Annotated in this window: 25 protein-coding genes and 1 riboswitch; of the genes, 13 read left to right on the forward strand and 12 right to left on the reverse strand. The window is 69.6% G+C overall.

The genetic code is table 11. The features are described from left to right. A partial coding sequence (locus AB0M08_RS44175) for an IS5 family transposase (protein ID WP_364507311.1) occupies positions 1–623 on the reverse strand: 623 nt, incomplete at its 3' end. 116 nt (positions 624–739) lie between these two features. Between AB0M08_RS44175 and AB0M08_RS44180 the strand changes: the two genes are divergently transcribed. Beyond that, positions 740–1,501, forward strand: coding sequence for a hypothetical protein (locus AB0M08_RS44180; protein ID WP_364507313.1), 762 nt, complete (start codon positions 740–742; stop codon positions 1,499–1,501). Here the strand turns inward: AB0M08_RS44180 and AB0M08_RS44185 are convergent. Then, entirely contained in the window at positions 1,444–2,133 is a 690-nt protein-coding gene (locus tag AB0M08_RS44185; RefSeq protein ID WP_364507316.1) for a GNAT family N-acetyltransferase, read from the reverse strand. The genes AB0M08_RS44180 and AB0M08_RS44185 overlap by 58 nt on opposite strands. After that, a riboswitch (SAM riboswitch) is annotated at positions 2,089–2,204 on the reverse strand. It overlaps the preceding gene by 45 nt. Before the next feature lie 25 nt (positions 2,205–2,229). Continuing rightward, on the reverse strand, positions 2,230–2,706 hold the full coding sequence (locus tag AB0M08_RS44190; RefSeq protein ID WP_364507319.1) for a hypothetical protein: 477 nt from the start codon (positions 2,704–2,706) through the stop codon (positions 2,230–2,232). A 195-nt stretch (positions 2,707–2,901) separates the two neighbouring features. Between AB0M08_RS44190 and AB0M08_RS44195 the strand changes: the two genes are divergently transcribed. Further along, entirely contained in the window at positions 2,902–3,447 is a 546-nt protein-coding gene (locus AB0M08_RS44195; protein ID WP_364507322.1) for a hypothetical protein, read from the forward strand. Positions 3,448–3,559: 112 nt separating this feature from the next. Then, complete coding sequence (locus AB0M08_RS44200; RefSeq protein WP_364507324.1) at positions 3,560–4,291, forward strand: SAM-dependent methyltransferase; 732 nt, start codon at positions 3,560–3,562, stop codon at positions 4,289–4,291. 7 nt (positions 4,292–4,298) lie between these two features. Here AB0M08_RS44200 and AB0M08_RS44205 read toward each other — a convergent pair whose 3' ends face one another. The 3 genes from AB0M08_RS44205 to AB0M08_RS44215 all read right to left on the reverse strand — a co-directional run bounded on the left by AB0M08_RS44205 (position 4,299) and on the right by AB0M08_RS44215 (position 6,433). Then, positions 4,299–4,448, reverse strand: a complete 150-nt coding sequence (locus AB0M08_RS44205; RefSeq protein WP_364507327.1) for a hypothetical protein — start codon at positions 4,446–4,448, stop codon at positions 4,299–4,301. A gap of 258 nt (positions 4,449–4,706) precedes the next feature. After that, positions 4,707–5,153: a hypothetical protein gene (locus tag AB0M08_RS44210; RefSeq protein ID WP_364507330.1), complete on the reverse strand. Its 447-nt coding sequence runs from the start codon at positions 5,151–5,153 to the stop codon at positions 4,707–4,709. Positions 5,154–5,200: 47 nt separating this feature from the next. After that, positions 5,201–6,433 (reverse strand): EAL domain-containing protein, encoded by a 1,233-nt coding sequence (locus AB0M08_RS44215; RefSeq protein ID WP_364507332.1) that lies wholly within the window; start codon positions 6,431–6,433, stop codon positions 5,201–5,203. 154 nt (positions 6,434–6,587) lie between these two features. On the opposite strand from AB0M08_RS44215, the gene AB0M08_RS44220 reads away from it, so the two are divergent. After that, entirely contained in the window at positions 6,588–7,478 is an 891-nt protein-coding gene (locus tag AB0M08_RS44220; RefSeq protein WP_364507334.1) for a PfkB family carbohydrate kinase, read from the forward strand. Between the two features lie 123 nt (positions 7,479–7,601). On the opposite strand, the gene AB0M08_RS44225 is transcribed toward AB0M08_RS44220, so the two are convergent. Together AB0M08_RS44225 and AB0M08_RS44230 are read right to left on the reverse strand one after the other, a co-directional pair. Then, on the reverse strand, positions 7,602–9,260 hold the full coding sequence (locus AB0M08_RS44225; RefSeq protein ID WP_364507336.1) for a serine/threonine protein kinase: 1,659 nt from the start codon (positions 9,258–9,260) through the stop codon (positions 7,602–7,604). Positions 9,261–9,469: 209 nt separating this feature from the next. Beyond that, positions 9,470–9,886, reverse strand: coding sequence for an ArsI/CadI family heavy metal resistance metalloenzyme (locus AB0M08_RS44230; protein WP_364507339.1), 417 nt, complete (start codon positions 9,884–9,886; stop codon positions 9,470–9,472). A 74-nt stretch (positions 9,887–9,960) separates the two neighbouring features. On the opposite strand from AB0M08_RS44230, the gene AB0M08_RS44235 reads away from it, so the two are divergent. The 5 genes from AB0M08_RS44235 to AB0M08_RS44255 all read left to right on the forward strand — a co-directional run bounded on the left by AB0M08_RS44235 (position 9,961) and on the right by AB0M08_RS44255 (position 12,432). Then, positions 9,961–10,407, forward strand: coding sequence for a metalloregulator ArsR/SmtB family transcription factor (locus AB0M08_RS44235; RefSeq protein WP_364507341.1), 447 nt, complete (start codon positions 9,961–9,963; stop codon positions 10,405–10,407). Further along, the gene (locus tag AB0M08_RS44240; RefSeq protein WP_364507344.1) at positions 10,380–10,547 is read left to right on the forward strand and encodes a hypothetical protein; all 168 of its coding nucleotides are present in this window, start codon (positions 10,380–10,382) and stop codon (positions 10,545–10,547) included. The genes AB0M08_RS44235 and AB0M08_RS44240 overlap by 28 nt, the downstream gene beginning before the upstream one ends. Before the next feature lie 29 nt (positions 10,548–10,576). Next, a complete protein-coding gene (locus AB0M08_RS44245) occupies positions 10,577–11,050 on the forward strand; it encodes an N-acetyltransferase family protein (RefSeq protein WP_364507373.1) in 474 nt (157 codons plus the stop codon). A gap of 17 nt (positions 11,051–11,067) precedes the next feature. After that, complete coding sequence (locus AB0M08_RS44250; protein WP_364507347.1) at positions 11,068–11,463, forward strand: arsenate reductase ArsC; 396 nt, start codon at positions 11,068–11,070, stop codon at positions 11,461–11,463. Between the two features lie 72 nt (positions 11,464–11,535). Then, the gene (locus tag AB0M08_RS44255; protein ID WP_364507376.1) at positions 11,536–12,432 is read left to right on the forward strand and encodes an LLM class flavin-dependent oxidoreductase; all 897 of its coding nucleotides are present in this window, start codon (positions 11,536–11,538) and stop codon (positions 12,430–12,432) included. A 340-nt stretch (positions 12,433–12,772) separates the two neighbouring features. Here AB0M08_RS44255 and AB0M08_RS44260 read toward each other — a convergent pair whose 3' ends face one another. The 3 genes from AB0M08_RS44260 to AB0M08_RS44270 all read right to left on the reverse strand — a co-directional run bounded on the left by AB0M08_RS44260 (position 12,773) and on the right by AB0M08_RS44270 (position 16,382). Continuing rightward, positions 12,773–13,588 (reverse strand): class I SAM-dependent methyltransferase, encoded by an 816-nt coding sequence (locus tag AB0M08_RS44260; protein WP_364507350.1) that lies wholly within the window; start codon positions 13,586–13,588, stop codon positions 12,773–12,775. Between the two features lie 57 nt (positions 13,589–13,645). Beyond that, the gene (locus tag AB0M08_RS44265) at positions 13,646–15,112 is read right to left on the reverse strand and encodes an LmeA family phospholipid-binding protein (RefSeq protein ID WP_364507353.1); all 1,467 of its coding nucleotides are present in this window, start codon (positions 15,110–15,112) and stop codon (positions 13,646–13,648) included. A gap of 67 nt (positions 15,113–15,179) precedes the next feature. Further along, complete coding sequence (locus AB0M08_RS44270; protein WP_364507356.1) at positions 15,180–16,382, reverse strand: EAL domain-containing protein; 1,203 nt, start codon at positions 16,380–16,382, stop codon at positions 15,180–15,182. A gap of 163 nt (positions 16,383–16,545) precedes the next feature. Between AB0M08_RS44270 and AB0M08_RS44275 the strand changes: the two genes are divergently transcribed. Both AB0M08_RS44275 and AB0M08_RS44280 read left to right on the forward strand, forming a co-directional pair. Further along, entirely contained in the window at positions 16,546–17,640 is a 1,095-nt protein-coding gene (locus tag AB0M08_RS44275; RefSeq protein ID WP_364507358.1) for an NAD(P)-binding domain-containing protein, read from the forward strand. A gap of 41 nt (positions 17,641–17,681) precedes the next feature. Next, positions 17,682–18,521 carry a class I SAM-dependent methyltransferase gene (locus tag AB0M08_RS44280; RefSeq protein WP_364507361.1) on the forward strand — a complete coding sequence of 280 codons (840 nt, stop codon included), beginning with the start codon at positions 17,682–17,684 and terminating at the stop codon, positions 18,519–18,521. Between the two features lie 102 nt (positions 18,522–18,623). On the opposite strand, the gene AB0M08_RS44285 is transcribed toward AB0M08_RS44280, so the two are convergent. Beyond that, entirely contained in the window at positions 18,624–21,704 is a 3,081-nt protein-coding gene (locus AB0M08_RS44285) for a BTAD domain-containing putative transcriptional regulator (RefSeq protein ID WP_364507364.1), read from the reverse strand. Positions 21,705–22,033: 329 nt separating this feature from the next. Here AB0M08_RS44285 and AB0M08_RS44290 point away from each other — a divergent pair, with 329 nt between their 5' ends. Both AB0M08_RS44290 and AB0M08_RS44295 read left to right on the forward strand, forming a co-directional pair. After that, the gene (locus AB0M08_RS44290) at positions 22,034–22,363 is read left to right on the forward strand and encodes a hypothetical protein (RefSeq protein ID WP_364507367.1); all 330 of its coding nucleotides are present in this window, start codon (positions 22,034–22,036) and stop codon (positions 22,361–22,363) included. Positions 22,364–22,414: 51 nt separating this feature from the next. After that, positions 22,415–23,401, forward strand: coding sequence for a TauD/TfdA family dioxygenase (locus tag AB0M08_RS44295; protein WP_364507370.1), 987 nt, complete (start codon positions 22,415–22,417; stop codon positions 23,399–23,401). Positions 23,402–23,514 lie beyond the last annotated feature (113 nt).

The raw sequence follows: 23,514 nt of genomic DNA on the forward strand, positions 1-23,514 counted from the left end.
TGCCCCTTCGGCTTGCGGACGATCTCCAAGGTCAGCTTCAAAAAGCCGCTACACCAGGCCACCAAGGCGCCCGCAAAACCGCCATCAGCGAGGACAAAGCGGACATTGAACATGTGGTACAGGCTCAAGAGCGTGCCCTTCGCCCCGTCACGGTCCTGCACACTCGCCGCGACAACACACACCACGAGCAGTAGACCGCCCGTGTCGGTGACGATGAACCGCTTCCTCCCGCCGATCTTCTTACCCGAGTCATAACCATGCGTAGCTTTGGGGACGGTGTCGGCGGTCTTGACGCTTTGAGAGTCGATGATTCCCGCACTCGGCTCCGGGGTCCGACCCTGAGCGATACGCACCTGTTCGCGTAGTTCAGTGAGGATCTTCTCGGTGACTCCGCGCCTGTTCCACTGCCGGAACCGGCCATACACAGTCTCCCAAGGCGGGAAATCCGCCGGCAGGTAGCGCCACGCACACCCGGTCCGCACCACATACAAGATCGCGTCCACCATCACTCTGCGTGGATGCTTCTCAGGGCGGCCCATCCACTTCCGCAGTGGCAGCATCGGCTCGATGAGCTCCCACTGGGCATCCGTCAGGTCCGAAGGGTACCGGCGCACTCGATCCATACCAGTGCATCGATCGATGCCTCACTGCTCGGCGGACACGCCGTGCGACACACATCTAAAACGCGCTCTAAGATATCGCTGCTTTTACTTTTGACGCGATGTTCCATAACCTATGGATGGTTGCACGTCCGATGAATCGGAAAATCGACAATCAGGATCTCGCGTCCGGGGTGGATATTGCCAAGGGTAGCCTCTGGGTCGCGGTTTTCGCGGCGGTGGTCGCTCTTGTTCAACTGACTATCGCCGGACTTTCAGGTGTTTTTCTCGGATCCGTTCTGGCTATCGTGGCTAGCGTGATCTACATTCTCCGGAAACCCGCATCGAGTAGGGCGCAGACCCTGGGTGCACTGTCCGGTATTGCACTCGGGTGCCTGGTTCTGGGCGGTGCGACAGTCCATGCCGTCCATGCGGCGACGGCATCGGGTCGCGGGTCTTCGAGTCTTCCAACGGCAGGATCGTCGTCGACCGGGCCCTCGCCCATGAGTGCGCAAGGCCTGGTCGAGTGTGCACCCGACGGGGGATTCGACAACGTCGAGAACGGGTCCAGGGTGACCCCGTCGATAGCGCTGGAAGGCACGGCGAATATCTGTGAAGGGCAGACGCTGTGGCTATTCCTTCAAGCGGCCGACAAGTTCTATGTCCATGGCCGCCAGTTCCTCGATATCAGTGAGGGTCGATGGATTTCCAGAAGCGGTGCGGTAGTCTGTGCCGACTATCGACCGGAACGCGTGACATATTTCCTGGTGGCAACCAGCCCGGGTGTCACGGAGGGAATCAAGGTTGCGCTTGAAAAGGCTGCCATTGATCAGACGGCGGAGTTTCAGGAACTCCCCTCTGGTGTCCGCCTTGCGAAAGTGGACGCAGTCCCGAGTTGCTGAAGTGCCATCCGTGGCGTGATGGTTGATCCTGTTCGGTCGTTGGCTTTGGTTGCGGTGACGGCGACGAGGCTCGCGGGGTCGGGCCAGGACATGCGGAGCTTCTCGGGTGATCCGTGGAGCCGGGCCGGGTCGCCGCCGGGCGGGGCGACGAGCGCGGTCTCCCCGGCCTGCCCGCCGACGGCGCGGTAGAACCGTTGCGCGGCGGTGTTCTGCCGGAGGACCCACAGATGGATCGGGCCGCCCGCAGCCCCGGCGGCGCGGGTCAGCAGGCCGGTGCCGATGCCGTTGCGGTGCTGGTCGTGGGCGACGTGCAGGTTGTCGACGAGGCTGCCCCACACCGGGTCGTGATCGATGACCAGGTGAACGAAACCGGTCAGGTGGTCGCCCTGTTCGGCGACGATGGTCACCGATCCGGTCGGTGCGGCCAGCCGGGCCGACCAGACCGTGCGGCGGTCGGCGGCGACGTCACCGTCCAGGAAGGTGTCGGAGTAGGCGCCGCGATAGTGCCGCCGCCAACTGTCCGCGTGGAGATCGGCGATCTTCGATGAATCGGCGGGGGTGGCCGTACGGAGAAGCATGAAGGTCCTGACTCGCGGCTTGCCCGGCACGCTCGCGCCGGGCCTGGTCGTCACCCGGAGCACCCCGCCCGCGAAAGGAGGGTTGCCGACCAGCGAGCCGGGGCTTGACGCTGGCACTCATGACCGATAGCGGGCAAGCTACCACATCGCTCAGACCGGTGTGGTGCAGCCGAGGTCCACTGTGGTGACCGGCTGGCCGTACGGCTTGGTCACGACGATCTTCGCGCAGGCGGCGCGGCCGGCCATGTTGCCGAGGACGTAGGTCCAGGCGATGCCGTTGCCGGGATAGAGCGAGGAGAATTCCGCGACCGGGCCGGTGTTGTCACTCGACCAGACGAGCGATTTCGTGTAGTACTTGCTGCCCCGGGTCAGGCTCGTGACGAAATAGCCGTGGCAGCTCGGCGAATAGAAGAAATAGGCGTCGCCGATCTCCCCGCCGTTGGCCGGGTCGGTCATGTGGAGGTGGCCGTTGTCGCTGATCACCGTGGTGTTGACGCCGTAGGAGTCGAGGCCGCATGCACCGTGGTACGGGTCGCCGGCGAGGGCCGGTGGACCGCTCGCCTCCGCCGGTGCCGCAGCACCCAGAATGATCGCGGCAATACAGGTGATCGTGGCTGAAAGTCTCATGGGAACACGGTATTTTTCCCGGCCGAGGTTCGCCGGATATCGCGATTTCCTCGCCCGAGCGGATGACACCCGGGAGGGAGATCACCGTCCTGGCCCGCAGCCTCCCCGCGCCCGTCTTATCCACAGGCGCCGCGTGAAGATCGCCTGGTTTTGCCATGCTGCCGGCACGTTGCTCCATGTCGGTGGGAGGTCGTCATGTCGAGACGTAAGCGGCCGCCGCCGGAGCCGGGCTCGGATCGGTATCTGTGCCCGGCGCCGGTGTGCGGGTTGTTCGCGGTGAAGCGGCACGTGCTGGCCGCCGCCCTGCGCGAGCAGGGCAGGACGGCACCGGTCACGCTCGCGGAGGCGCGGCGCTGGCGGGACGACCCGGAGTCCGCGCCGCCCGAGGGCATCGCCGTGCTGGCCGCGGCCGCCGCGGAGAAGGCCTGCCGCCTCTACGCCGACCTGCAACGGGAGTTCGACGAGGAGTACCGGAGCGTGGTGCTGACCGAGCGGGTCAAGCGCCGCCTGCTGGCCGGGGCGAGGCGCTTCCGGCGGGTGCAGGACATCGTCATCGCCAAGGATATGGCCTGGCAGGCGGCGGTGGAGCTGGCGCACAGCTGCCCCGGCGAGTGTGGCGACCCGGACCTCAGCGCGCTGCTGCCCATCGACCACGCGGCCCTGCGCTGGGCCGGGGTCGACCCGCTGCGCCACGAGACCTGGCCCCTGCACCTCGCCGACTGCCCGCACGCCGCCGACTGAGATGGTTCCTCTTCCGCCGAGGTCGGCGCGGACGGGCGGCTGATCGCGTACATCGGGCACGGCACCGATCGGATGATGGTGCCCGGACAGGCTCTCGCATAGAAAGAGATCCATGGATACCGACGTGCCCCACGCGGCGCGCATCTGGAACTACTGGATGGGCGGCACGGACAACTTCGCCGCCGATCGGGCCGCCGGCGACGCGGTCGCGCAGGTCTACCCGGAGATCGCCGTGATGGCGCGCGAGTCGCGGGGCTTCCTCATCCGGGCGGTGCGGTACCTGGCGGAGGAGCGGGGCATCCGCCAGTTCCTCGACATCGGCACCGGCCTGCCGACCATGCAGAACACGCACGAGGTGGCCGGTCCGCCGTCCACCGTCGTCTATGTCGACAACGACCCGCTGGTGCTGGCGCACGCCGAGAAGCTCGCGCCCGGCACCACGTTCGTGTACGCCGACTACCACGACCCGGAGCTGATCCTGGCCGCTGCGGCCGAGAGCCTTGACTTTCGGCAGCCGATCGCCGTGATGTTCATGGGAGTTCTCGGGTACGAGCCGGACCTGGACGTGGTCCGCTCGCTGGTGTCCCGCACGTTCGGCGCGACGGTGCCGGGCAGTCGTCTGGTGCTCTGGGACGGCACGAACACCACACCCGAGGTGGTGGCGGGCGCGAAACGGCTGGAGCAGAGCGGTGGCGTGCCGTACATCGTGCGCAGCCCGGCCGAGCTGGAGACCTGTTTCCTCGGGCTGCCCCTCGACGAGCCGGGCCTGGTGCCGATCACGCGGTGGCGCGCGGACGGCGGGCCGTTCATCGACGCGTACGGCGCGATCGCGGCGCAGGTGTAGAGGCGGTTCAGTCCCAGTAGTCCCAGGCCAGGTCCTCGTCGGGCCCGTCGTCGTCGGCGGTGTCCACCGGTTCGTCGTATTCATGCATCGCGGCGCCGGCGATGACCGCGGCGAGATCGGACGGCTCACGGACGGTGATGTACTGCGTGGTGGTCATGGATCGACAGTGTGGTGGGCGCCGATACGGGCGGGCAGTCACCGGGAGAGTGGGTGACAAGCGTCAGGGGGACGGTGGCCCGATTCCTCTACTGTTGGTTTCCTGTGGGCCCGCTCCAATTCCGGTGGAGCGGGCCCACGCCCGTTCCGGTGCGGGTGGAAGCGCGGGCGAAGCGTCCGGTTGTATGTGGGTGCTTCGCGGACGCTGCCAGGCGCGCTCTGGGCCACGTCGCAGCCCCGGTCGGGCTCCGAAAACGGGCTAGGACTCCGGCCGGCGGCTGGCGCGTAGCTCGTCCAGCCGGGACTGGGCGCGCTGGACCGCGTCACGGGAGCGTGCCAGGAAGGCGTCGCTGCGGTCCAGTCGGGCGACCTCCCTCGCGAACGCTCCCCGGACGGACTCCAGCGGGTCGGCCCGCTCCGCGAGGTCACCCCGGTCCCGGCTGTCCCGCTCGTCCAGCAGCTGCTCCCGGGCATTCGCGTGTGCCTCCCGCCCGTCGGCGATCGCGTCACGCTCGTTGGCGCCGCGTTCCCGCAGCTCGGCGGCGGCCTCCCGGTCCGCGAGCGCGTGCCGGCGGGCGGCGACATCCTGCTCCAGCGCGGCGAGGTACTCCTCCCGGGCGTCGAGCAGCCGCTCGCGGGCGTCCAGCTGCCGTTCACGCTCGTCGAGATGGTGATCGCGCTCGTTCCGGCGCTCATCGGGGAACACCCCTCGATCGTAGATTCCCTCGCTCCCGGTCGCCGAGGTCCCCGGCGCTACCCGGTGACCGCGAGCCGCCCGATCATCGAGTGGGCCGCGGCGGTCACCAGAGCGCGGTCGTAGCTGACCACGAACTCGAACCGCCGATCCGGGTCCGCGCGGGTGTCGCCCAGGTCGCGGGCCATCAGCGCCGCAGCCGTGTGCGCGCCGAGCACGACCACCGTCCACTCGCTCGCCAGCGGATCCCGGACGTTCAGGACACCGCCGCGGACGCCGGGTATCGGGTGGTCGGGCATCGCCACGCCGAGCACCGCGACGAACGGCAGCCGCTCGGCCAGCCGGGCGAACCGCTGAACGGTGGTCGGCCGGAGGTACCGGACGTGTTCGAAGGCGGCCAGCAGCACCGGCGGGACACTCGACTCCAGCGCCATCAGCTCCAGCGTCTTCGAGACCGGGACCAGCAGGTGCTTCGGTGCGCGGCGGACCCGGCGGTTCGATCCGATCAGCTCGTACGGCGTGGCCCGCAGCGACGCCCCGATCGGCCGGGCGGCGAACCGTTCGGGCCGGAACGTCGACGGCGGGAAGCGGCGTTCGCCCCGGCTCCACAGCCAGCCCTGCCCGAGCGTGGCGCCGAGCACGAGCGCCCTGGTCAGGTCCTCCGCCGACTCGATGCCCTCGGCGACCACCTCCGCGCCGGCCTCCTCGGCATAGGCGCGCACCGCACCGGCGACGAGCACGGTTCCAGGATCCTTCACGGTACGCAGCAACTTGAGGTCGAGCTTGACCACTTCCGGCCGGAGCAGCGGGATGAACGCGAGCGACTCGGGGTGCACGCCGACGTCGTCCAGCGCGATCGCGCACCCGGCCGCCCGCAGCCGCTCGGCCCCGGCGAGCACCCCGGCCAGGTCGGCGGCGAGGGCCCGCTCGGTGATCTCGACGACCACCTGGATGTGGTCCGCCCGGGTGCCGAGCACGTCGAGCACCAGGTCCAGGCGCTGGGTGACGGTGCTGGGTTCGAGGTTGACGAAGAGCGTGACCGGCCGTCCACCGGAGAGCGCGGCGGCATCGGCGAGCGAGGCCCGCAGCGAGGCGCGCTCCAGCTCGGCGAGCCGCCCGGCCTCCCGGGCGGCGCCCAGCAGCGCCATCGGCGAGGAGAGGGCCGACCCGGCGGGCCCGCGCAGCAACGCCTCAAAGGCGAGAAAGGCGGGTACCCCGTCGCTGTCCAGATCGACGAACGGCTGGTAGACACAGTGCAGCCCGCCGTCGCGCAACAGCTCGTCGAGACCCACCGCTCCCTATCGGCAGCCACGGCCCATGCCTGAGCCGGCCTGGCGGGTCCCGATCCAGGCACGCCGCCGACGTGGGGGTCTATCCGGGCCGGGCATGTTCGGCGTTCGCGGGCGAGGTCAACCCGGAGCGGTTCCATCGAGGAGATGTACCTGGATGACTGAGGTCCTGCTTGCTGGGCTCTGCACACTGGACATCCTCCAGTTCGTCGAGAAGTACCCGGCCGACAACGAGAAGGTCACCGCGCTGGCGCAGACCGTGGCGGCCGGCGGCCCGGCGACCAACGCCGCAGCGACCGTCACCCACCTCGGTGGCTCGGCGGTGCTGCTCACGGCGGTCGGGCGGCATCCCCTGGCGGCCGGAATCCACGCCGATCTGGCCGAGCGCAAGGTCCGCCTGGTCGACCTGACTCCGGCCGACGCCGGCGCACCGTCGGTCTCCAGCATCGTGGTCAGCGCGGGCACCGGGAACCGGGCGGTCGTCTCCACCAACGGCGCCGCCCGTACGCTGGGAGTTCCGGATTTGTCGCCGTTCTTGGGCGGCATCCAAGCAGTACAGGTCGACGGCCACTATCCGGCGTTGGCGACCGCGGTGCTGAGCGAGGCGCGGCGGCGTGGCATACCCACCCTGATCGACGCCGGCAGCTGGAAACCGGTCACGCCTGAGCTGCTGCCGCTGCTCGACGTGGTGGTCTGTTCTGCCGACTTCCGCCCACCGGGCGTCACCACCGAGCATCAGATCGCGCGGTTCCTCGAAGGCCACGGGGTTCGTTGGATCGCCATCAGCCGCGGCGCCGATCCGCTGCTGCGATGGACCGGCGACGGCTTCGTCGAGCAGGCCGTGCCCTGTACCACGGTGGTCGACACGCTCGGGGCCGGCGACGTATTGCACGGCGCGCTCACCCTCGGGGTGGCCCGGCGATGGCCACTGACCGCCGCGACGTTCGCCGACACCCTCGACGAGGCTGCCGAGGTCGCCACCCGTTCCTGCGCCTCGTTCGGTACGCGCGACTGGATGTCAGGCCAGGGCCGGCAGGGTCGGCTCTGACACGGCTGGCTGATCACGATGGGTCGCGGCGGCCAAGCGCAATACCGCGAGGCCGGCCCGCGAACTGAGGAGCGGAAAATACCTCGGAGGGATGCCGGCCCGCAGCTCCGCGTCTGAGCGGGCTCACTCGGGTCGGCGCCACTTCTGGTTGTCCTCGTCGACGCACGCCCAGACCCACATCGCCAGGTCTTCGGCGTCTTTGCCGTACGGGATGTCCAGGCAGTTGTCGCCCGCCGCGGTGACCAGTTGCAGGGAGGCGTTGTAGCTCCACTGCTGGGTCTGGTCGCCGGTGCACGTCACCAGCGTCACGAGGGACCCGTTGGAGGTGCCGCCCACCTCGGCGCACTTGCCGCGTGCCCGCAGTGTCCCGTCCGAGGCGAGGGAGAAGAGCTGGCCGGTGTCCGTTCTGTCGCACGCCTTGGTCACGATCTGACCGCCGCCCGCGGGGGCGTACAGGCAGTTGTCCTGGCCGACGCCCTGGAACAGCGATCCGGTGGTGGTAGTGGCTTCGGTCTTCGGTGACGTGGTCGCGGTCGGGGCGGCGGTCGTCTTGCGGCTCTCGGTCTGGGTGCTCGGGCCCGGTGCCACGGCGCCCGCGGAGGACCGAGGCCGGGAGATGCCGGAGGGGGACGTCGCCGGGCTGGGCGGCGGGGTGCTCGCCGCGACGGCGGTACCCGGTTGCGACGCCACGGCCAGCTCCTCGGGGGAGGCCGTGTCCTGCTCTCCCCACGGCGAGTAGGCGACCGCCACCGCGATGAGCAGCGCCGCCGCGGCTCCGGCGCCGACGAGTACCAGCCGTCGGGCGGTCGAATCGCCTCGGGAAGGGCCGGTCGACGGCGGAACAGCCGGCGCGGCGGCCACGGACGCCGGCTCGGCGGGGGCGGCGGCCTTGGCGGGTGGTGCCAGGGAACGAACGTTGGGGGAGGCGAACGTGGGCTCGTCGTAGACCGGTAGGTCGGACGGGGGTGGGGTGCCGGGTGCGGTGGCCGCGACCAGGAGACGCCGGGCGGTTTCGGCGTCGGCCCGGCGGGACGGGTCTCGCTGGAGCAGGGCGGCGAGGACGTGGCGCAGTTCGCCGGCGCGTTCCGGTGGGTCGGGGAGTTCGGTGGCCAGGGCGGCGAGGGTGGCCATCGGGGACGACCGGACGTACGGCGGCCGGCCCTCGACGGCGGCGTACAGGGTGGCACCCAGAGACCACAGGTCGGTCGCCGGGCCCATCTCGCCGTCCAGGGCGCGTTCGGGGGCCAGGTACTGCGGGGAGCCGAGGATCACCCCGGTGCTGGTCATCCCGGCGTCGCCGGAGGCGGTGGCCAGTCCGAAGTCGGTCAGGACCACCCGGCCGTCGTCGGCCAGCAGGACGTTGCCGGGTTTCACGTCGCGGTGCAGCAGCCCGGCCCGGTGGGCGGCGCCTAGGGCGGCCAGGACACCCAGGCCGATGCGGGCCACCTGATCCGGGGGCATCGGGCCTTCGTCACGGACGGTGTCGAAGAGGGAGCGGGACGGGACCAGCTCCATGACGATCCACGGGTCGCTGTCGTAAAACACCACGTCGAAGACGCGGACCACGTTCGGGTGGTCGAGCCGGGCGATCGCCCGGGCCTCGCGGATGGCGCGTTCCCGCAGGTCAGCGCGCTCCGAGGCGGGTATTCCCGGTGGTGGCACGAGTTCCTTGACCGCAACGTCCCGGCCGAGCAGCTCGTCGCGGGCGGCCCAGACGCGGCCCATCCCGCCCTGACCGAGTTGTCCTACCAGACGGTAACGTTCTGCGATCCTGATCGACACGGCAGCAAGATACCGGAATCGATCTATGCGTGGTGTCAGCGGGTGCGGGCCCGTTTCGACCCGGCCGGTGTCCTGATGATCGGTCCCGGCGGTCGCTGGTCCTGGCTGGTGCTGAGGGGTGCATCGAGCCGCTCGGCGCACCCCTCAGCACCAGCCGACAGCCCGCGCCGGACCGTGGGCGGAACGGCGGGTCGGTTCTCCCTGGCCGGTCAGTCTGAGCAGCAGGTTTCCTCGTCGGGCATCGGCTGGTCACCGACGTCGGAGTCGCCCTTGACCACGTAGACCTCCCACGGCTCGTTGCCGGGGCCGCGCACCCAGACCTTGTCCTGCAGGGCGTAGCAGCACTCGGTGTCGCCCTCGACCAGGGTGACCAGGCCGGATTCGGTCAGCCGGGTGGTCGCCCCGTCGACCTGCGCGGAGCTCTCCACCTCGACGCCGAGGTGATCCATCACGGTCGGCCGCCCAGGCTCACCCTCGAGGAGCACGAGCTTGAGCGGCGGCTCGGCGATCGCGAAGTTCGCGTACCCGGGGCGGCGCTTGGCCGGCTCCGCACCGAACAGCTTCGTGTAGAACGCGACCGACGCTTCCAGATCGGAGACTCGCAGCGCGAGCTGGACACGGGACATCGCACACCTCCGCTTATCTAGATGACTCTCTAGGCAGCTTGCATCCCTGCCTAGAGAGCTGTCAACGTAGAGAGGTGTCTAAGCAAGAGGAGTCCGCGGGCTGCTGCGAGCCGACCGTCAGCGAGGCGCTCAGCCCGGACGGCGCCGCCGAACTGGCCCGCTCGTTCAAGGTCCTCGGCGACCCGGTCCGGCTGCGGGTGCTGTCGCTGATCGCGGCCCGCCGGGGCGGCGAGGTCTGCGTCTGCGAGATCACCGACGCGTTCGACCTGACCGGCCCGACGATCTCGTACCACCTGCGCCAGCTGCGCGAGGCCGGACTGGTCGACTGCCAGCGCCGCGGCACCTGGGTCTACTACTGGATCATCCCGGCCAAGCTCGCGCTGCTCTCCCAGTTCCTCGACCCCGCCGACGCCGCCGTCGGTGCCGCAGCTCCCGCCGGGACTGGTGGACCTCGTCGACCAGCTTCGCCAACCCGGCCGTCACCGTCGGCCGGATGTTCAGCGACACGTTCGCCGGGATAGCCCCCGCCTCCGTGCCCGGCTTCCTCGCCGCGCAGATCATCGGGGGAGTGCTCGCGGTCGCGGCGGCCGCCTGGTGGTTCCCGCGCTCCGTCGTCCCGTCCACCGTCGAACCGTCCGATCAGGAGATGGCCCCGTCGTGAAACCCTCCAGCGGCTACACCCTCGCCCCGATGGCCGACGAGCACGCCGTACCGGTGCTGGAGATCTACCGGCTCGGGATCGCCACCGGTAACGCCACGTTCGAGACGGAGCCGCCCACCTGGGACCGGTTCACCGCAGCCCGGCTGCCCGGGCACCGCTTCGTCGCCCTCGGCACCGGCGGCGACGTGCTCGGCTGGGTCGCGTGCAGCCAGGTCTCCGATCGCTGCGTGTACGCCGGAGTCGTCGAGCACTCCGTCTACGTGCACCCCGGCCACGGCGGCAACGGGATCGGCCGGGCGCTGCTCGGTGCGCTGATCGACGCCACCGAGGCCGCCGGTATCTGGACCATCCAATCCGGGGTCTTCCCGGAGAACGCGGCCAGCCTCGCCCTGCACGCCGCCTGCGGGTTCCGTGTCGTCGGCACCCGCGAGCGCGTCGGGCGCCACCACGGCACCTGGCGCGACGTCGTCCTCATCGAGCGCCGCAGTCCCGTCGTCAACTGATGTCTCCGAGGAAACCCATGACCGCCGTACCCAGTGTCCTGTTCGTCTGCGTGCACAACGCCGGCCGCTCCCAGATGGCCGCCGGCTGGCTGCGGCACCTCGCCGGTGACCGGGTCGAGGTCCGCTCGGCCGGGTCCGCGCCCGCCGACCGGATCAACCCGGTCGCGGTCCAGGCGATGGCCGAGGCCGGCATCGACATCACCGCCGAGCAGCCCAAGAGGCTCGACCACGCCGCCGCCGAGGTCAGCGACGTCATCGTGACCATGGGCTGCGGCGACACCTGCCCGTACCTCCCCGGCAAGCGCTACCTGGACTGGACGCTCGAGGACCCGGCCGGCCAGGGCATCGAGGCCGTCCGCCCGATCCGCGACGCCATCCGCACCCGGGTCGAGCAGCTGCTCGCCGAACTCTGACGCGGAGGGTGGCCCTACCACGGCCTCCCTAGCCCCGGGCGGGCCACGGACAGTGGGCGCATGACGACGTCCATGACTGAGGTGGTGTACGGGTTCGGTGCGCACAGTGGCATCGACGACACGGCGGAGCTGGTGCGCCTGGCCGGACAGGCCGACCGCGACGGGCTCGACGTGCTCTCGGTGTCGGACCATCCGTACCTGGGTGGGCGCCTGGATGCGTACGCCGCCATCGGTTTCGTCCTTGGCATTACCCAGCGTCTGACCGGTTTCGTCAACGTGACCAACCTGCCGCTGCGGCCCGCGCCGATGCTGGCCCGGACCGTGACGTCGCTGTCGGTGCTCTCCGGAGGCCGTGTCCTGCTCGGCCTCGGCGCGGGCGGCCGCTGGGACCGGATCTCCGCGATGGGCGTGCCACCGCTCTCCCCGGCAGCCGCGGTCGACGCCTTCGAGGAGGCGATCCTCCTGGTCAAGGCGCTCTCCGGCGGCGGCCCGCCGATCACCCACGAGGGGCGGCACTACCGGGTGGACGCGATCGAGCCCGCTCCGGTGGACGCGCTGCCGGTCTGGACGGGCTCGAACGGGCCGAAGTCGCTCGCGGTGACCGGCCGGGTGGCCGACGGCTGGATCCCGGGACACGCCGCCGACTGGCGCAGCGAGCGGTACCGGCAGTCCCGGCCGATCGTGGATGCGGCGGCGCTCGCGGCGGGCCGGGACCCGCGCGACGTCCGTACGGTCTACAACGTGCCGGGCCGCATCACCGAGCGCCCGCTTCCCGCCACCCGCGACCGGGACGACCGCTGGATCGGCGGTTCCGCCGACCAGTGGATCGAGGAGCTGACCGGGGCGGTGCTGACCTACGGCGCGTCCGGCTTCATCCTCTTCGCACCCGACGGCGGCGCCCCGGACGGCCTCTCACTGGGCCGCTGGGCCAACGAGATCGTCCCCGCCGTCCGCGAGGCCTCGACGTAGGCGACCGCGGGATCGCCCGAAGCGACGCGGACCGGATAGCCCCAGCGCCGGAGGGCCTGCGCCATCTTCGCGGCACCCACCGGATTGGCCGAGTGGATGACGACGACACCGCGCGGGCGTGATCTTCCGGGCTGGAGTTCAGGGGTGTCTCGACGGTCGTGAGGCACCCTTGGTTCCCAGCTGAGGACCTGTAGCTGGCCCGCAGGGGTGTCTCGGACATCGTGAGGGGCCGCTCACCGCCAGCCGGGAGTGGGCGGCGGCTCAGGCCAGGAGTGGGCGGTGGCTCAGCGTTGGTCGTGTTCACGCGAGGGGATGGCACGCGAGGGGATGGGTGATGCGGTCAGAAGCGGAAGCGGAGGATGCGGCTGGAGCGGGTGAAGCCGGGGATCAGGTTCATGGCGCGGTATATCCGGCGGATTCCCGGTGGGGCCTTGGCCATCAGTAGCGGGGAGTCGTTCATCGGGGCCTCGTCGACGTATGTCAGGCGTGGATGCCAGGCGGCCGGCGTGGTGGGGTCGTCGAAGCCGCAGTGGAAGCGGGCGTTGTAGCGGCGGCCGACCGGGTCCCACCGGGACGAACGCCAGGCCGAGACCGAGACGACGTCGAACAGGAGCTGTCCGCGGGGGAACTCGTCGACGATGGTGGTCAGCAACCGTTGGGCGGCGGGCTCGGTCAGGTATGGCACCAGGCCCTCGGCGATCATCAGCGCCGGACGATCGCGGGGGACGGTGTCCAGCCACGTCAGGTCGGTGACGTCGGAGGCGAGCGGTGTGTCGTGTGGACGTGACGGCAGCAGTTCGCGGCGCAGCTCGATGACGGCCGGGAAGTCCAGATCGAACCAGGTCACCGTGGGTGGGGGATCGATGCGGTGCACCCGGGCGTCGAGGCCGCACCCCAGGTTCAGCACCACCGCGCCGGGGTGGTCGGTGAGGAAGGCGCGAGCCCAGTCGTCGAGGGCCTTCGCGCGCACCACGGCGGCGAGACCGAGCTGGTTCGCGCCGAGGAATCCGTGGTCGTAGGCGGGGTCGAGGCGGCGCATCGTCTGCTCGGCGTACGCGTCGCCGAGGATCGGGGACGGCAGCCGGGTGTCCAGCGCCTTGGCCTTCAGCACCGGGCTGAGCGTCCGTTGAACTCCGGCGAGCTCCACATCGACCACCGTACCCCTCAAACCGTACCCCTCAAGGGGTGAAGAGGTTGATCAGTTGTCGATCTTTCAGCACGAACCGCCGGTGAGGGCGCCCTTGGTCAGGGTCACGTCCTGGCCGGACAGGTGGATCAGCAGGCCGGTGGAGGTGACGTCGACGCCCTGGTACGTCAGGTTCGCCGGTAGCTCCTGCAGCGGGTAGCTGGTCTGCTGGGTCTTCACCTGGCTGAGTACGTTCTCGGCCGGGAAACGCGTGCCGAACATCTCGATCTCCTGGGGTGAGATGTCCAGCGTGCTCCCGGTGATCTTCGGCTGGGCGACGAGCTCGATCTCGGTGTCCTTCCCGGAGCCCGTGGTCACCGCGGTGAGCAGGCCGTCCTCGGCGCCGAACGTGGTCGGCCGGCCCTCCGGCTGCTTCAGCACCGAGAACGGCTGCACGGTCGTCCCGCCGACCGTCACGTGCACGCCGTCCTCGTCGACCGTGACCGAACGGTAGGTGACGCCTGACGGCAGCGCGGGCAGCTCCCGGGTCAGGTCCTTCTGATCGATCTGGGACAGCACGATCGTCGACAGGAAGTCGTCGGTGTCCCGGTCCTTCCCCAGGATGTGTACCGCCTGCGGGACCATCGTCAGCGAGGTCCCGTCGAGCTTCGGCGCGGCGAGGATGGTCAGCGGCACGTTGATGATCGGCTCGACCTCGATCGCGGTGGCGATGCCGAGCAGGCCGTCGGCGGCGGAGTAGGTGACCGCGCGGCCGCCGACCTCGGTGGGCAGCGTGTCCAGGCCCTCGGTGCCGAAGCCGGCGAGTACCACGTGCAGCCCGTCCTTGCGTGGCGTGATCGACCGGTAGGTGACCCCGTCGGGCAGCGCGGGCAATGATTGCTTCCGGACACCCCCGGTCAGGGACGCCGCCTTCGCCGCCGCCACCTTCTTACCGAAGATCTCTAGCTCCTGCGGCACCGCCTCGGCGCTCGTCCCACTGATCCGCATCTTCAGGAAGAGCTTCGCCCGTACGTTGTCGGAGGCCTCCGCCGGAACGGTCACATCGACCAGCAGCCCGCCGTCGTCCGAACGCTGATAGGTCGGCGCCGGCGAGCCCTCGGCCGACGGCATGTCGGTGAAGTCCACGGCGATCGACGCCTCCATCGATCCGACGTGCGTGGTCGTGTCGGTCGGCTGGCTGACGTCGCGCAGGGTGGCGGTGAAGGTGGCGTGCGGCACGCCGGAGAGCGTCGCGTCCGGCACGGTCAGCTGGATCTCGTCGAGGCTGCCCCGGACCGCCTGGCTTAGCAGGTGATCGTCGTCGACCATGATCTTCGGCGACGTGGTGAGCGTGCCGGGGCAGGCGACCTGGGCGCGGATCCGGTCGGCGACCAGCGTGTTCAGGAACGGCAGCGGCAGGGCGTACGCGGCGGCGCCGAGGGCGACCAGGACGGTGACGCCGCCCGCGGTCCAGAGCATCCAGCGACGGCGCGGCCCGGCGGCGTGCCCGGCGCGGTGGAGCAGCCCGGTGAGCGGCGATCCGGTGAGCGGCATGACACCTCCGTGAGCGCGTGATCACCGGGGACTACGGCACCGGGCACGCTCGCGGTTCACCGGATGGTCACGGAAGCTCGCCCGGGCGCCCGAGGTGATAGCCCTGGCCGTACATGACTCCTACTTCGGTGAGCCGGTCGAGCTCCGACGCGGTCTCGATGCCCTCGGCGACCAGGCTCGCGCCGATCTGCCCGGCGAAGTCGTTCAGGCACCGGGCGAGCGCGGTCTTCACCACGTCGGTGTCGATGTCCCGGACCAGGCTGATGTCGAGCTTGATGACGTCCGGGCGCAGCCGCAGGATGTGCTGCAGGCTGGCGAACCCGGCGCCCGCGTCGTCGACGCTGAGCCTGATCCCGGCCTGCCGGAGCGAGCCGAGCGCGTCACCGAGCAGCCCGTAGTCGCCGACCTGCGCGTGCTCGGTGATCTCGATGGCCAGCCGGGGGCTCGCGTGGGCCAGCAGGGTGTCCAGCACGTCCCCATCGAGCAGCGCCTCGGCGGAGAGGTTGACCGCGAGGACCATGTCGGCGTCGAGCTCCGGGAACCTGGCCAGGGCCTGCCGCAGCGCCAGCAGTTCCAGCCGTGTGCCGAGCCCGCAGAGTGACGCCGCCGCGAACGCCCGGTCCGGCCCGGCGAAGTCGTCGAACCGGGCCAGCGCCTCGTACCCGGCGGTCTTGCGGTCCGCGAGCCGCACGAGTGGCTGGAAGACCATCCGCACGGCCTGTTTTTCCAAGACCGATTCCACCGTACGGCGGGCGGTGGCCACGGTGTGCCGTTGGACGGCGACCGGTCCGGTCATGCTGTCGCTGATCAGTTCGGCGATCAGCCCCATGTACCGGACCGCCTGCTGGTCCAGGGTCGGATCCGGGTGCCGGCTCGCGCAGCAGAGCATCCCGGCGGTGGTCCCGTCCGGCGAGCGCCAGGGTACTCCGGCGTAGGACCCGATGGACAGGTCGGTGGCCGCCTTCAGGTCCCGGGTGACCGGGTGTCGCCGTACGTCGTTGACCACGTCCGGCAGGGTCCCGGCGAGCACCCGCTTGCAGAACGACCCGAGCAGGCTGAGCTCGCGTTCCATCGGCAGCCGGATCGCCTCGATCTCCCCGGTCCCGGCCCAGATGGTCAGGTCGTCCGCCCCGAACGCCGACACCCAGGCGGCCTCGACACCGAGGTGCACGCGGACCTTGTCGAGCAGCCGCTCGACCTCGGGCAACCCCGCGTTCTCCGCCCGCCACGCCGTCATCCCGCCCACGACGTCCTCGGACACTGCTCCCACGATCGCTCTCCCCGCCCAGCGCAACCCGTCCCGGCGAAAACCGCCATCCAGGCTCTTCGGCAGCCGCGCGGCGCAGCTGAGCAAAGGGCCGGAGGGGCACGTCACACCGCCGCGCGGATCGCCGGGTCATATAGTTGACGCAGCAAATACCTGGGGGTGGGTCATGCGGCGGTCGGCGTCGGTGGTGGTCATCGGGGGAGGGCAGTCCGGGCTCTCCGCGGGCTACCACCTGAAGCGGCGCGGCTTCACCAGCGCGCTCACGGACCCGGACGGCTCACGGACCTTCGTGGTGCTCGACGCGGGCGCGGCGCCGGGAGGGGCGTGGCGTCACCGGTGGGAGTCGCTGCGGATGGCGACCGTGAACGGCATCTTCGACCTGCCCCGGTTCCCGAAGCCGCCCCTGGACCCGGCCGAGCCGAGCCGGACGGCGGTGCCGCGATACTTCGCGGACTTCGAGCGCTTCAACAACCTTCCGATCGTACGTCCGGCGGTGGTCTCCGCCGTACGGGAGAAGGGTGTTGACCTTGAAGTCTCCTCCGATCGGGGAACGTGGCTGACGAAGGCGGTCATCAATGCGACCGGGACGTGGGACAACCCGGTGCGGCCGCATTATCCGGGCGCGGAGACGTTCGCGGGAACGCAGTTGCACACGCGCGACTATGTGAGCGCGGAGGCGTTCGCGGGCCGGCGGGTGGCGGTGGTCGGCGGCGGCATCTCGGCGCTGCAGCAGCTGGAGGAGATCTCCCGGGTCGCGACGACGTACTGGTACACGCGCCGCGAACCGTACTTCCGTGAGGACGGCTTCACCCCCGAAGGCGCCGGTCGCGAGACGATCGCCAAGGTCATCGCCGACGTGGAGGCGGGCCGCCCGACCGGCAGCGTGGTCTCCTACACGGGCCTGGCGTGGACGCCGTACGCGCTCGCGGCCAAAGAACGCGGCGCCCTGAACCGGCGCCCGATGTTCACCGCGATCGAACCCTACGGCGTACGGGAATCGGACGGGTCTTTCACGTCGGTGGAGGTGATCCTGTGGGCGACCGGCTTCAAGGCCTCGCTGGCACACCTCGACCCGCTGCATCTGCGAAACGCGCAGGGCGGCATCCGCCTGATCGGCACCCAGGTCGCGGACGAGCCCCGGGTGCACCTGATCGGTTTCGGCCCCTCACAATCCACGGTCGGCGCCAACCGGGCGGGCCGCGAGGCCGTCAGCGCCCTCCTGGCCGATCCCGCTCACAGGATCGAGGAGACCGCTCGATAACCGGATGCTCCCCTCCCCGCTCGGTGGTTATGGTCACGGCCATGACCGATGTCGATCCGACGCCCGAATGGTTACGGCTCAACCGGATGAACTGGGACGAGCGCGCGGGCATTCACGCCGCCAGCGAGTTCTACGGCGTGCACGAGTTCCCGGCCCGCGGATCCACACTGCGGTCGTTCGAACCCGGCGAGGTCGGCGAGGTGTCCGGCCGTAGCCTTCTCCACCTGCAATGTCACATGGGGCAGGACACGCTCTCCTGGGCCCGGCGCGGTGCCCGCGCCGTCGGCCTCGACTTCTCCGAACCCGCGATCCGGACCGCCCGGGAACTCGCCGAAGAGGTCGGGCTCGCCGGCGAGACCCGATTCGTCGTGTCGGACGTCCACGACGCCGGAACGGCCCTGCCGGGTGATCGCTTCGACATCGTCTACACCGGCCTGGGCGCGCTGGTATGGCTGCCCGACCTGGTCCGCTGGGCGGAGATCGTCGCTTCCCTGCTGAACCCGGGCGGCTTCCTCTACCTCGTGGAGTTCCACCCCCTCAGCGACATGCTCGGCGACGACGGCCGCGCGGTGGAACGGGACTACTTCGACACGGGTGGAAACGTGGTGGACTACCGGTACACGTACACCGGCGGCCCGGCGATGACGAACACCCGCCAGGTCCAGTGGCAGCACCCACTGGGCGAGGTACTCACCGCGCTTGCCCGCGCCGGACTGCGGCTGGACTTCCTCCACGAGCACGACATCACGCTCTTCCGGCGCTTTCCCGTCCTGGAGAACACCGGCGGCGAGTACCGCTTCCCCCCAGGCCACCCACGCGTCCCACTGCTGTATTCACTCCGCGCGACAAAGGTCACCGATCACCCGGCATCGGACCACTGACGCACGGCCGCCTTCCCGGGCGGCCGGAACCCTGCTGTCCGCCGGTCATCTGACGTGATGAGGTTCCGGACGCGGGCGGTCGTCCGCGTCGCCCTCCCGCTCTCAGCCGATGCTGACCGAGCCGTGCAGACCGGACTCGGTCTCCGGGCAGGCGGTGATCCGCAGCAACGCGTCCCGGCATCGCGCCATCCACAACGGCGCGGCGATCTGCTCGCAGAGGTGCATGCCGTGGGCCAGCTCCTGCCGTGCCTCGTCCGGACGGCCCACCGCCTGCCAGTATTCGGACAACGCCAGCAGCGCCGGAAGCTCGATCAGGCGATCGCCGATCAGGGCCGCCTCCTCTCGGGCCCGATGCAACAGCGGTGCCGCGTCCCCGGTCCGCCCCTGCCGCAGCCGTGCCAGGCCCAGTCCGTGCCAGGCGTACGCGCATCCGCGCCGATCACCCATGTCGCTGACGATGGTGAGTACTTCGGTGAACGTGTGCTCGGCCCTGCGCAGCTCACCCTGGGCGAGCGCCAGCTCACCGACGCGGTACAGCGCCTGGGCGTAGCCGCGACGTGAGCCGGTGGAGATCTCCAGCGCCTGAGTGAGGTGCGCCTGAGCGAGGTCCAGGTGGCCCTCCTCAAGGTAGATCTGGCCCATCCAGCGGACCACGTGTGCCTCCGCCCCGTGGTCACCGGCGTCTCGTAGCAGCGTCCGAGCCTGCTGGTAGCGGCCGAGTGCCACGGCGACATCGCCACTGATCCAGTCGGCGTAGGCGGCCTTGCGGAGCGCGACGCCGTACCCGTGCCAGTCCTGCAGCGTGGAGAAGGCCTCCAGCGCCGCGGCGAGGTGCCCGCGCGCCTCGGCGTACCGGTGCTGGGTGACGTAGAGATCGCCCAGGCCGGTCAGCACCATCGCCTCACCCCGGCCGTCGCCGGCGGCGCGCGCGGCGGCCAGCGCCACGAGGTGGGTACTGCGCCATCCGTCGTAGTCGCTGCGCACGCCGAACAGCGACACCGCGGAAACTGCGAGATCCCAGCAGTGCTCGCTGAGGCCGAAGTCAGCGGCCTGCTGTACAGCGGTGACGATGCCGCGGCGTTCCGTCTCGTACCAGACACCGGGGTCGACCGTCAACGCGTCGAAAACCGTTGAATCGGGGGCCCTCCGCGGTACCGACCCGTGCACGACCGCATAGTTTCCGCCGAGCAGCGAGACATGGGCGCCTTCGACGAGGGCCAGCCAGGTCGCGAGCAGGCGGCGTATCGCGCCACGCCGGTCCTCCTCGGTGTCGTCGACATCGGCCCTCTCCCGGGCGTACAGGCGCACCAGGTCGTGGAACCGGTAACGCGGCTGGCCGATGTCGTCCTGGCGGACGAACTCCAGCAGTTGCGCGTCGACGAGCAACTCGAACAGGTCCTCCGAGTCCGCCAGGTCGATCTCGGTGAGCGACGCGCCGACCCACGGCGCGAAGTCCGGCGCGTCGGTCAACCCGAGGCGGCGGAAGAGCAGCTGCGCCGGCTCCTTCAGCGATCGGTAGGACAGCGAGATACTGGCCCGCACATCGAGCGAGCCGTGCGCCAGCTCGTCCAGCCGGCGGTTCTTGTTCCGCAACCGCTGAACGAATTTGTCCAGGCTCTGGTGCCGGCGAGCGGCTAGGCGCGCGCAGACGATCCGTACTGCCAGCGGCAGATGCCCGCAGGAGCGGCCGAGCTCGGCGACGGCTTCCGGCTCGGCGTCCACCCGCTCCGGTCCCACGATCCTCCGGATCAGCTCGATGACCTCGGGTTCCGCCATCACGTCCAGCTCCATCAACCGGGCGCCGTCGATCCCGGTCATCCGGCGGCGGCTGGTCAGGAGTACGGCACAGGACTGTGACCCCGGCAGCAGAGGCTGGACCTGCATCTCATCCGCGGCGTTGTCCAGCACGACGAGCATCCGCCGGCCGGCCAGCATGCTGCGGTACATGGCCGCTCGTTGTTCCAAGTCGTCGGGCATCGCCGCGTTGTCGACACCGAGCTCGCGCAGGAAGGCCGCCAGAACCTCGACGGGCTTGGCCGGCCGGCTGTCGGTGCCGCTGAGACTGGTGAAGAACTGGCCGTCCGGAAAGGCCGCCCGCAGCTGATGAGCGGTGTTGACCGCAAGGCTGGTCTTTCCGACTCCGCCCGGACCGGAGACCACATGGATCCGGACCGTGGCGGTCTCCGCCGGTGATCTCTCGGCCAGATGGTTCAGGATGGTGTCCATCTGAGCGGCACGGCCGGTGAAGTAGGGCGATCGAGCGGGCAGCATACGGGGTGTGGTGAGCGTGTCCGGCCGCGGTTCGGCCGTCGCCTCCGGGGCAGCCGTGATCGTGCTGTCACCCCATGGTCGTGCCGGTACGGCCTCGCCCGTGCCGAGGCCCGGCGCAGTGGTGGTGGGGCTCGCCGTGCCGAAGCTCGCCGGGGGAGCGACGGTTCCTCGTAGGATCTCCTCGTTGAGTTCCTGCAATTCCACGCCGGGATCGAGGCCGAGCTCCTGCTCGAGCACCTGGCGGGTGTTCTGGTAAAGGGCTAGAGCGTCGGCCTTACGTCCACTGCGATAGAGCGCCAGCATGAGTTGCCACCGTGGACGTTCGCGAAGCGGGTGGCTGGTGACGACGGCGGAGAGCTCACCGATCAACTCCCGGCAGGCGCCGAGTTCGAGTTCCAGGTCTACGCATTCCTCGAGCACGCTGAGCCGGCGCTCCTCCCACCGCGCGATGTCCGGTTGGAACAGTCGGCTGGTCAGTCCGGCGAGCACGGGTCCGCGCCATTCGGCGAGCGCGGCACGCAGGTTGGCACGGGCAGCGAGCACATCCCGCTCGGCGGTGACTCGGCGGGCTCGTGCGTGGAGGATGTCGACTCGGTGGATGTCGAGGCTCTCCGCGCCGACATCGATCATGTAGCCGGGCGAGACGGTCTGCAGCAGGTCCCGTGGCGCGCCCGCAGTGGTCAGTGCCCGGCGGAGCGAGGACACGCAGATCGCGATCTGATTGGCGGGCCGGCGGGGAAGGTTCTCCTCCCATACGGCCTCGGCGATCTGCTCCATCGACACCACGTGACCGGCGTTGAGCAGCAGGAGAGTCAGTACGGTCTTCTGCCGGGTGGCGGTGATCGGAAGGAGTCTGCCGGCTGCTCGGACCGTGAGTGGCCCCAGAAGCCGGAAATCGTACGAACTACTCATTTACTCCCCCGTGTGGCGACTTACCTTGCTGGATAGCACCTTCGGCGCAGACCAGCATCAGTCGCTCATAATCGATGTCGGCCAGGTCGCTTCGCCACCCCCGCGGTCGCTGCCGGGCACGCGGATCGACACGCTGCGTGATGATGGTGAGATCGATGATCTCGCAGCGCGCACCCTCTTCGTTGCATTGATGTTATTGAGGCTTCGGAGAGTGACGGCATTTCGGCGACTGTCAGCAACCTATCGTGCGGCGAACATCACAGGAAAATCGGCTCGAAAGCAGGCCGCACTACCTTCATTTCAAGGCATTGCTGCTCGGCAATGCGTGAATGGTCGCCGAACGGGGAGTCATCCAGATGAAGAAAGTCCAAGCCGCCGTGCTCGTCTCCGCTGGCATCGTGGCGCAGCTGGCGTTGGTCGCGCAGCCGGCGTTCGCGGCAACCACCGCGCCGTCGTGCGTGTCCCGCAGTATTTCGGAGACCAACAGCGAGGCGGGCAGCCTCTACACCGTGCACCTGGCGAACGGTTGCGGCAGTACCCAGAAGGTCAAGGTCATCGTGAGCTTGGGCTTCGACAGTGATTGCTACACCATGGCGAACGGGTCGACCAAAGACTTCTCGTTCGGCATCGGGTCCTACGAGAAGACCGTTACCTGCTGACCGTAGAAGGCAGCAAGAACCCGTCCTCGAGTTTAGGAAGGTTAACAAACTGTGGGTGCCGTCTCTGAGCTGACCCATGAATACGCGCTGAGTGATCAGGAAATGAAATCGCTCACCCGCCTTGCGCAGCGCATGGTTTCCAACCCGCGAGGAGCCCTGGGCCTCGACGAATTCTCTCCGAACGACGTCCCGGCAGAACTGCGCCGACAGCTTCTCGCGTTCAGCGAGAACTCCTCGCGCGGATTCTATCTGGTGCGCGGAATCGACATCGACACCGTTCCGTCCACCCCGGAGCGACACGGTGACGCCGCGCTGGCCGGGCACCGGACGACCGGCATCCTGGCGACCTTCGCGGAACTGCTCGGTTCGCTGATCGGTTACGCCGAGGAGAAGAACGGGGCACTCGTCCACGAGGTGTATCCGGTTCGCGGCGAGGAGCAGCGTATCGAGAACAGTGGGTCGGTGGCCTTCGACTTCCACACGGAGAACGTTCACCATCCGCTGCGACCCGACTTCCTCGGTCTGCTCTGCTTGCGTCAGGACCACGCTGCGGTGGCGGCGACCCGGGTGGCCTCGGTGCGTGAGGCGGCCGCGTACCTCACCGCTGAGCAGATCGTCACGCTGCGTCGACCGGCCTTCCGCAGCCTCTACCCGCTCTCCTTCACCCGGGGAAGCACGGGCGAGCGGCCCGCGTACGGGCCACACCCCGTGCTGTTCGGCGCGGAGGACCGGCTGTTCATGCGTTTCAATTCGCACAACACACAGGCCACCGATGCCGCGGGCCGAGCCGCGCTGCGCGCACTGACCGAGGCCTTGGAACAGGTCGTTCACGAGGTCATCCTGCGGCCCGGCGAGCTGGTCGTCGTCGACAACCACGTTGCGGCACACGGTCGCTCGGCGTTCACCCCGCGCTACGACGGAGAGGACCGGTGGCTGCGCCGCTTCTACTCCATCCGGGCGGTCCCGCGCTGGGCCGAGCAGATGATGCCGCAGCCCCGGGTGCTTCCGACGCTGACCGATATGCACGGCGTGTTATGAGCATGCGTCGTGGCCGTCTCTCACCGATCGGTGAGAGACGGCCACGACGCCGGTATGTTAGACCGGGGGGACAGGGGGCCGGTGTTGTGGGGGGGGGGGGGGGGCACCCAGGC

The organism is Actinoplanes sp. NPDC051851, assembly GCF_040681165.1.
In the GTDB taxonomy this organism is placed as follows: Bacteria; Actinomycetota; Actinomycetes; order Mycobacteriales; family Micromonosporaceae; genus Actinoplanes.

Coding starts and splice junctions, on each gene's coding strand:
- AB0M08_RS44180 (WP_364507313.1), top strand. CDS start 740: ATGGTTGCACGTCCGATGAATCGGAAAATCGACAATCAGGATCTCGCG.
- AB0M08_RS44190 (WP_364507319.1), bottom strand. CDS start 2,706: ATGAGACTTTCAGCCACGATCACCTGTATTGCCGCGATCATTCTGGGT.
- AB0M08_RS44195 (WP_364507322.1), top strand. CDS start 2,902: ATGTCGAGACGTAAGCGGCCGCCGCCGGAGCCGGGCTCGGATCGGTAT.
- AB0M08_RS44200 (WP_364507324.1), top strand. CDS start 3,560: ATGGATACCGACGTGCCCCACGCGGCGCGCATCTGGAACTACTGGATG.
- AB0M08_RS44205 (WP_364507327.1), bottom strand. CDS start 4,448: ATGACCACCACGCAGTACATCACCGTCCGTGAGCCGTCCGATCTCGCC.
- AB0M08_RS44220 (WP_364507334.1), top strand. CDS start 6,588: ATGACTGAGGTCCTGCTTGCTGGGCTCTGCACACTGGACATCCTCCAG.
- AB0M08_RS44230 (WP_364507339.1), bottom strand. CDS start 9,886: ATGTCCCGTGTCCAGCTCGCGCTGCGAGTCTCCGATCTGGAAGCGTCG.
- AB0M08_RS44240 (WP_364507344.1), top strand. CDS start 10,380: ATGTTCAGCGACACGTTCGCCGGGATAGCCCCCGCCTCCGTGCCCGGC.
- AB0M08_RS44245 (WP_364507373.1), top strand. CDS start 10,577: ATGGCCGACGAGCACGCCGTACCGGTGCTGGAGATCTACCGGCTCGGG.
- AB0M08_RS44250 (WP_364507347.1), top strand. CDS start 11,068: ATGACCGCCGTACCCAGTGTCCTGTTCGTCTGCGTGCACAACGCCGGC.
- AB0M08_RS44255 (WP_364507376.1), top strand. CDS start 11,536: ATGACTGAGGTGGTGTACGGGTTCGGTGCGCACAGTGGCATCGACGAC.
- AB0M08_RS44265 (WP_364507353.1), bottom strand. CDS start 15,112: ATGCCGCTCACCGGATCGCCGCTCACCGGGCTGCTCCACCGCGCCGGG.
- AB0M08_RS44275 (WP_364507358.1), top strand. CDS start 16,546: ATGCGGCGGTCGGCGTCGGTGGTGGTCATCGGGGGAGGGCAGTCCGGG.
- AB0M08_RS44280 (WP_364507361.1), top strand. CDS start 17,682: ATGACCGATGTCGATCCGACGCCCGAATGGTTACGGCTCAACCGGATG.
- AB0M08_RS44285 (WP_364507364.1), bottom strand. CDS start 21,704: ATGAGTAGTTCGTACGATTTCCGGCTTCTGGGGCCACTCACGGTCCGA.
- AB0M08_RS44290 (WP_364507367.1), top strand. CDS start 22,034: ATGGTCGCCGAACGGGGAGTCATCCAGATGAAGAAAGTCCAAGCCGCC.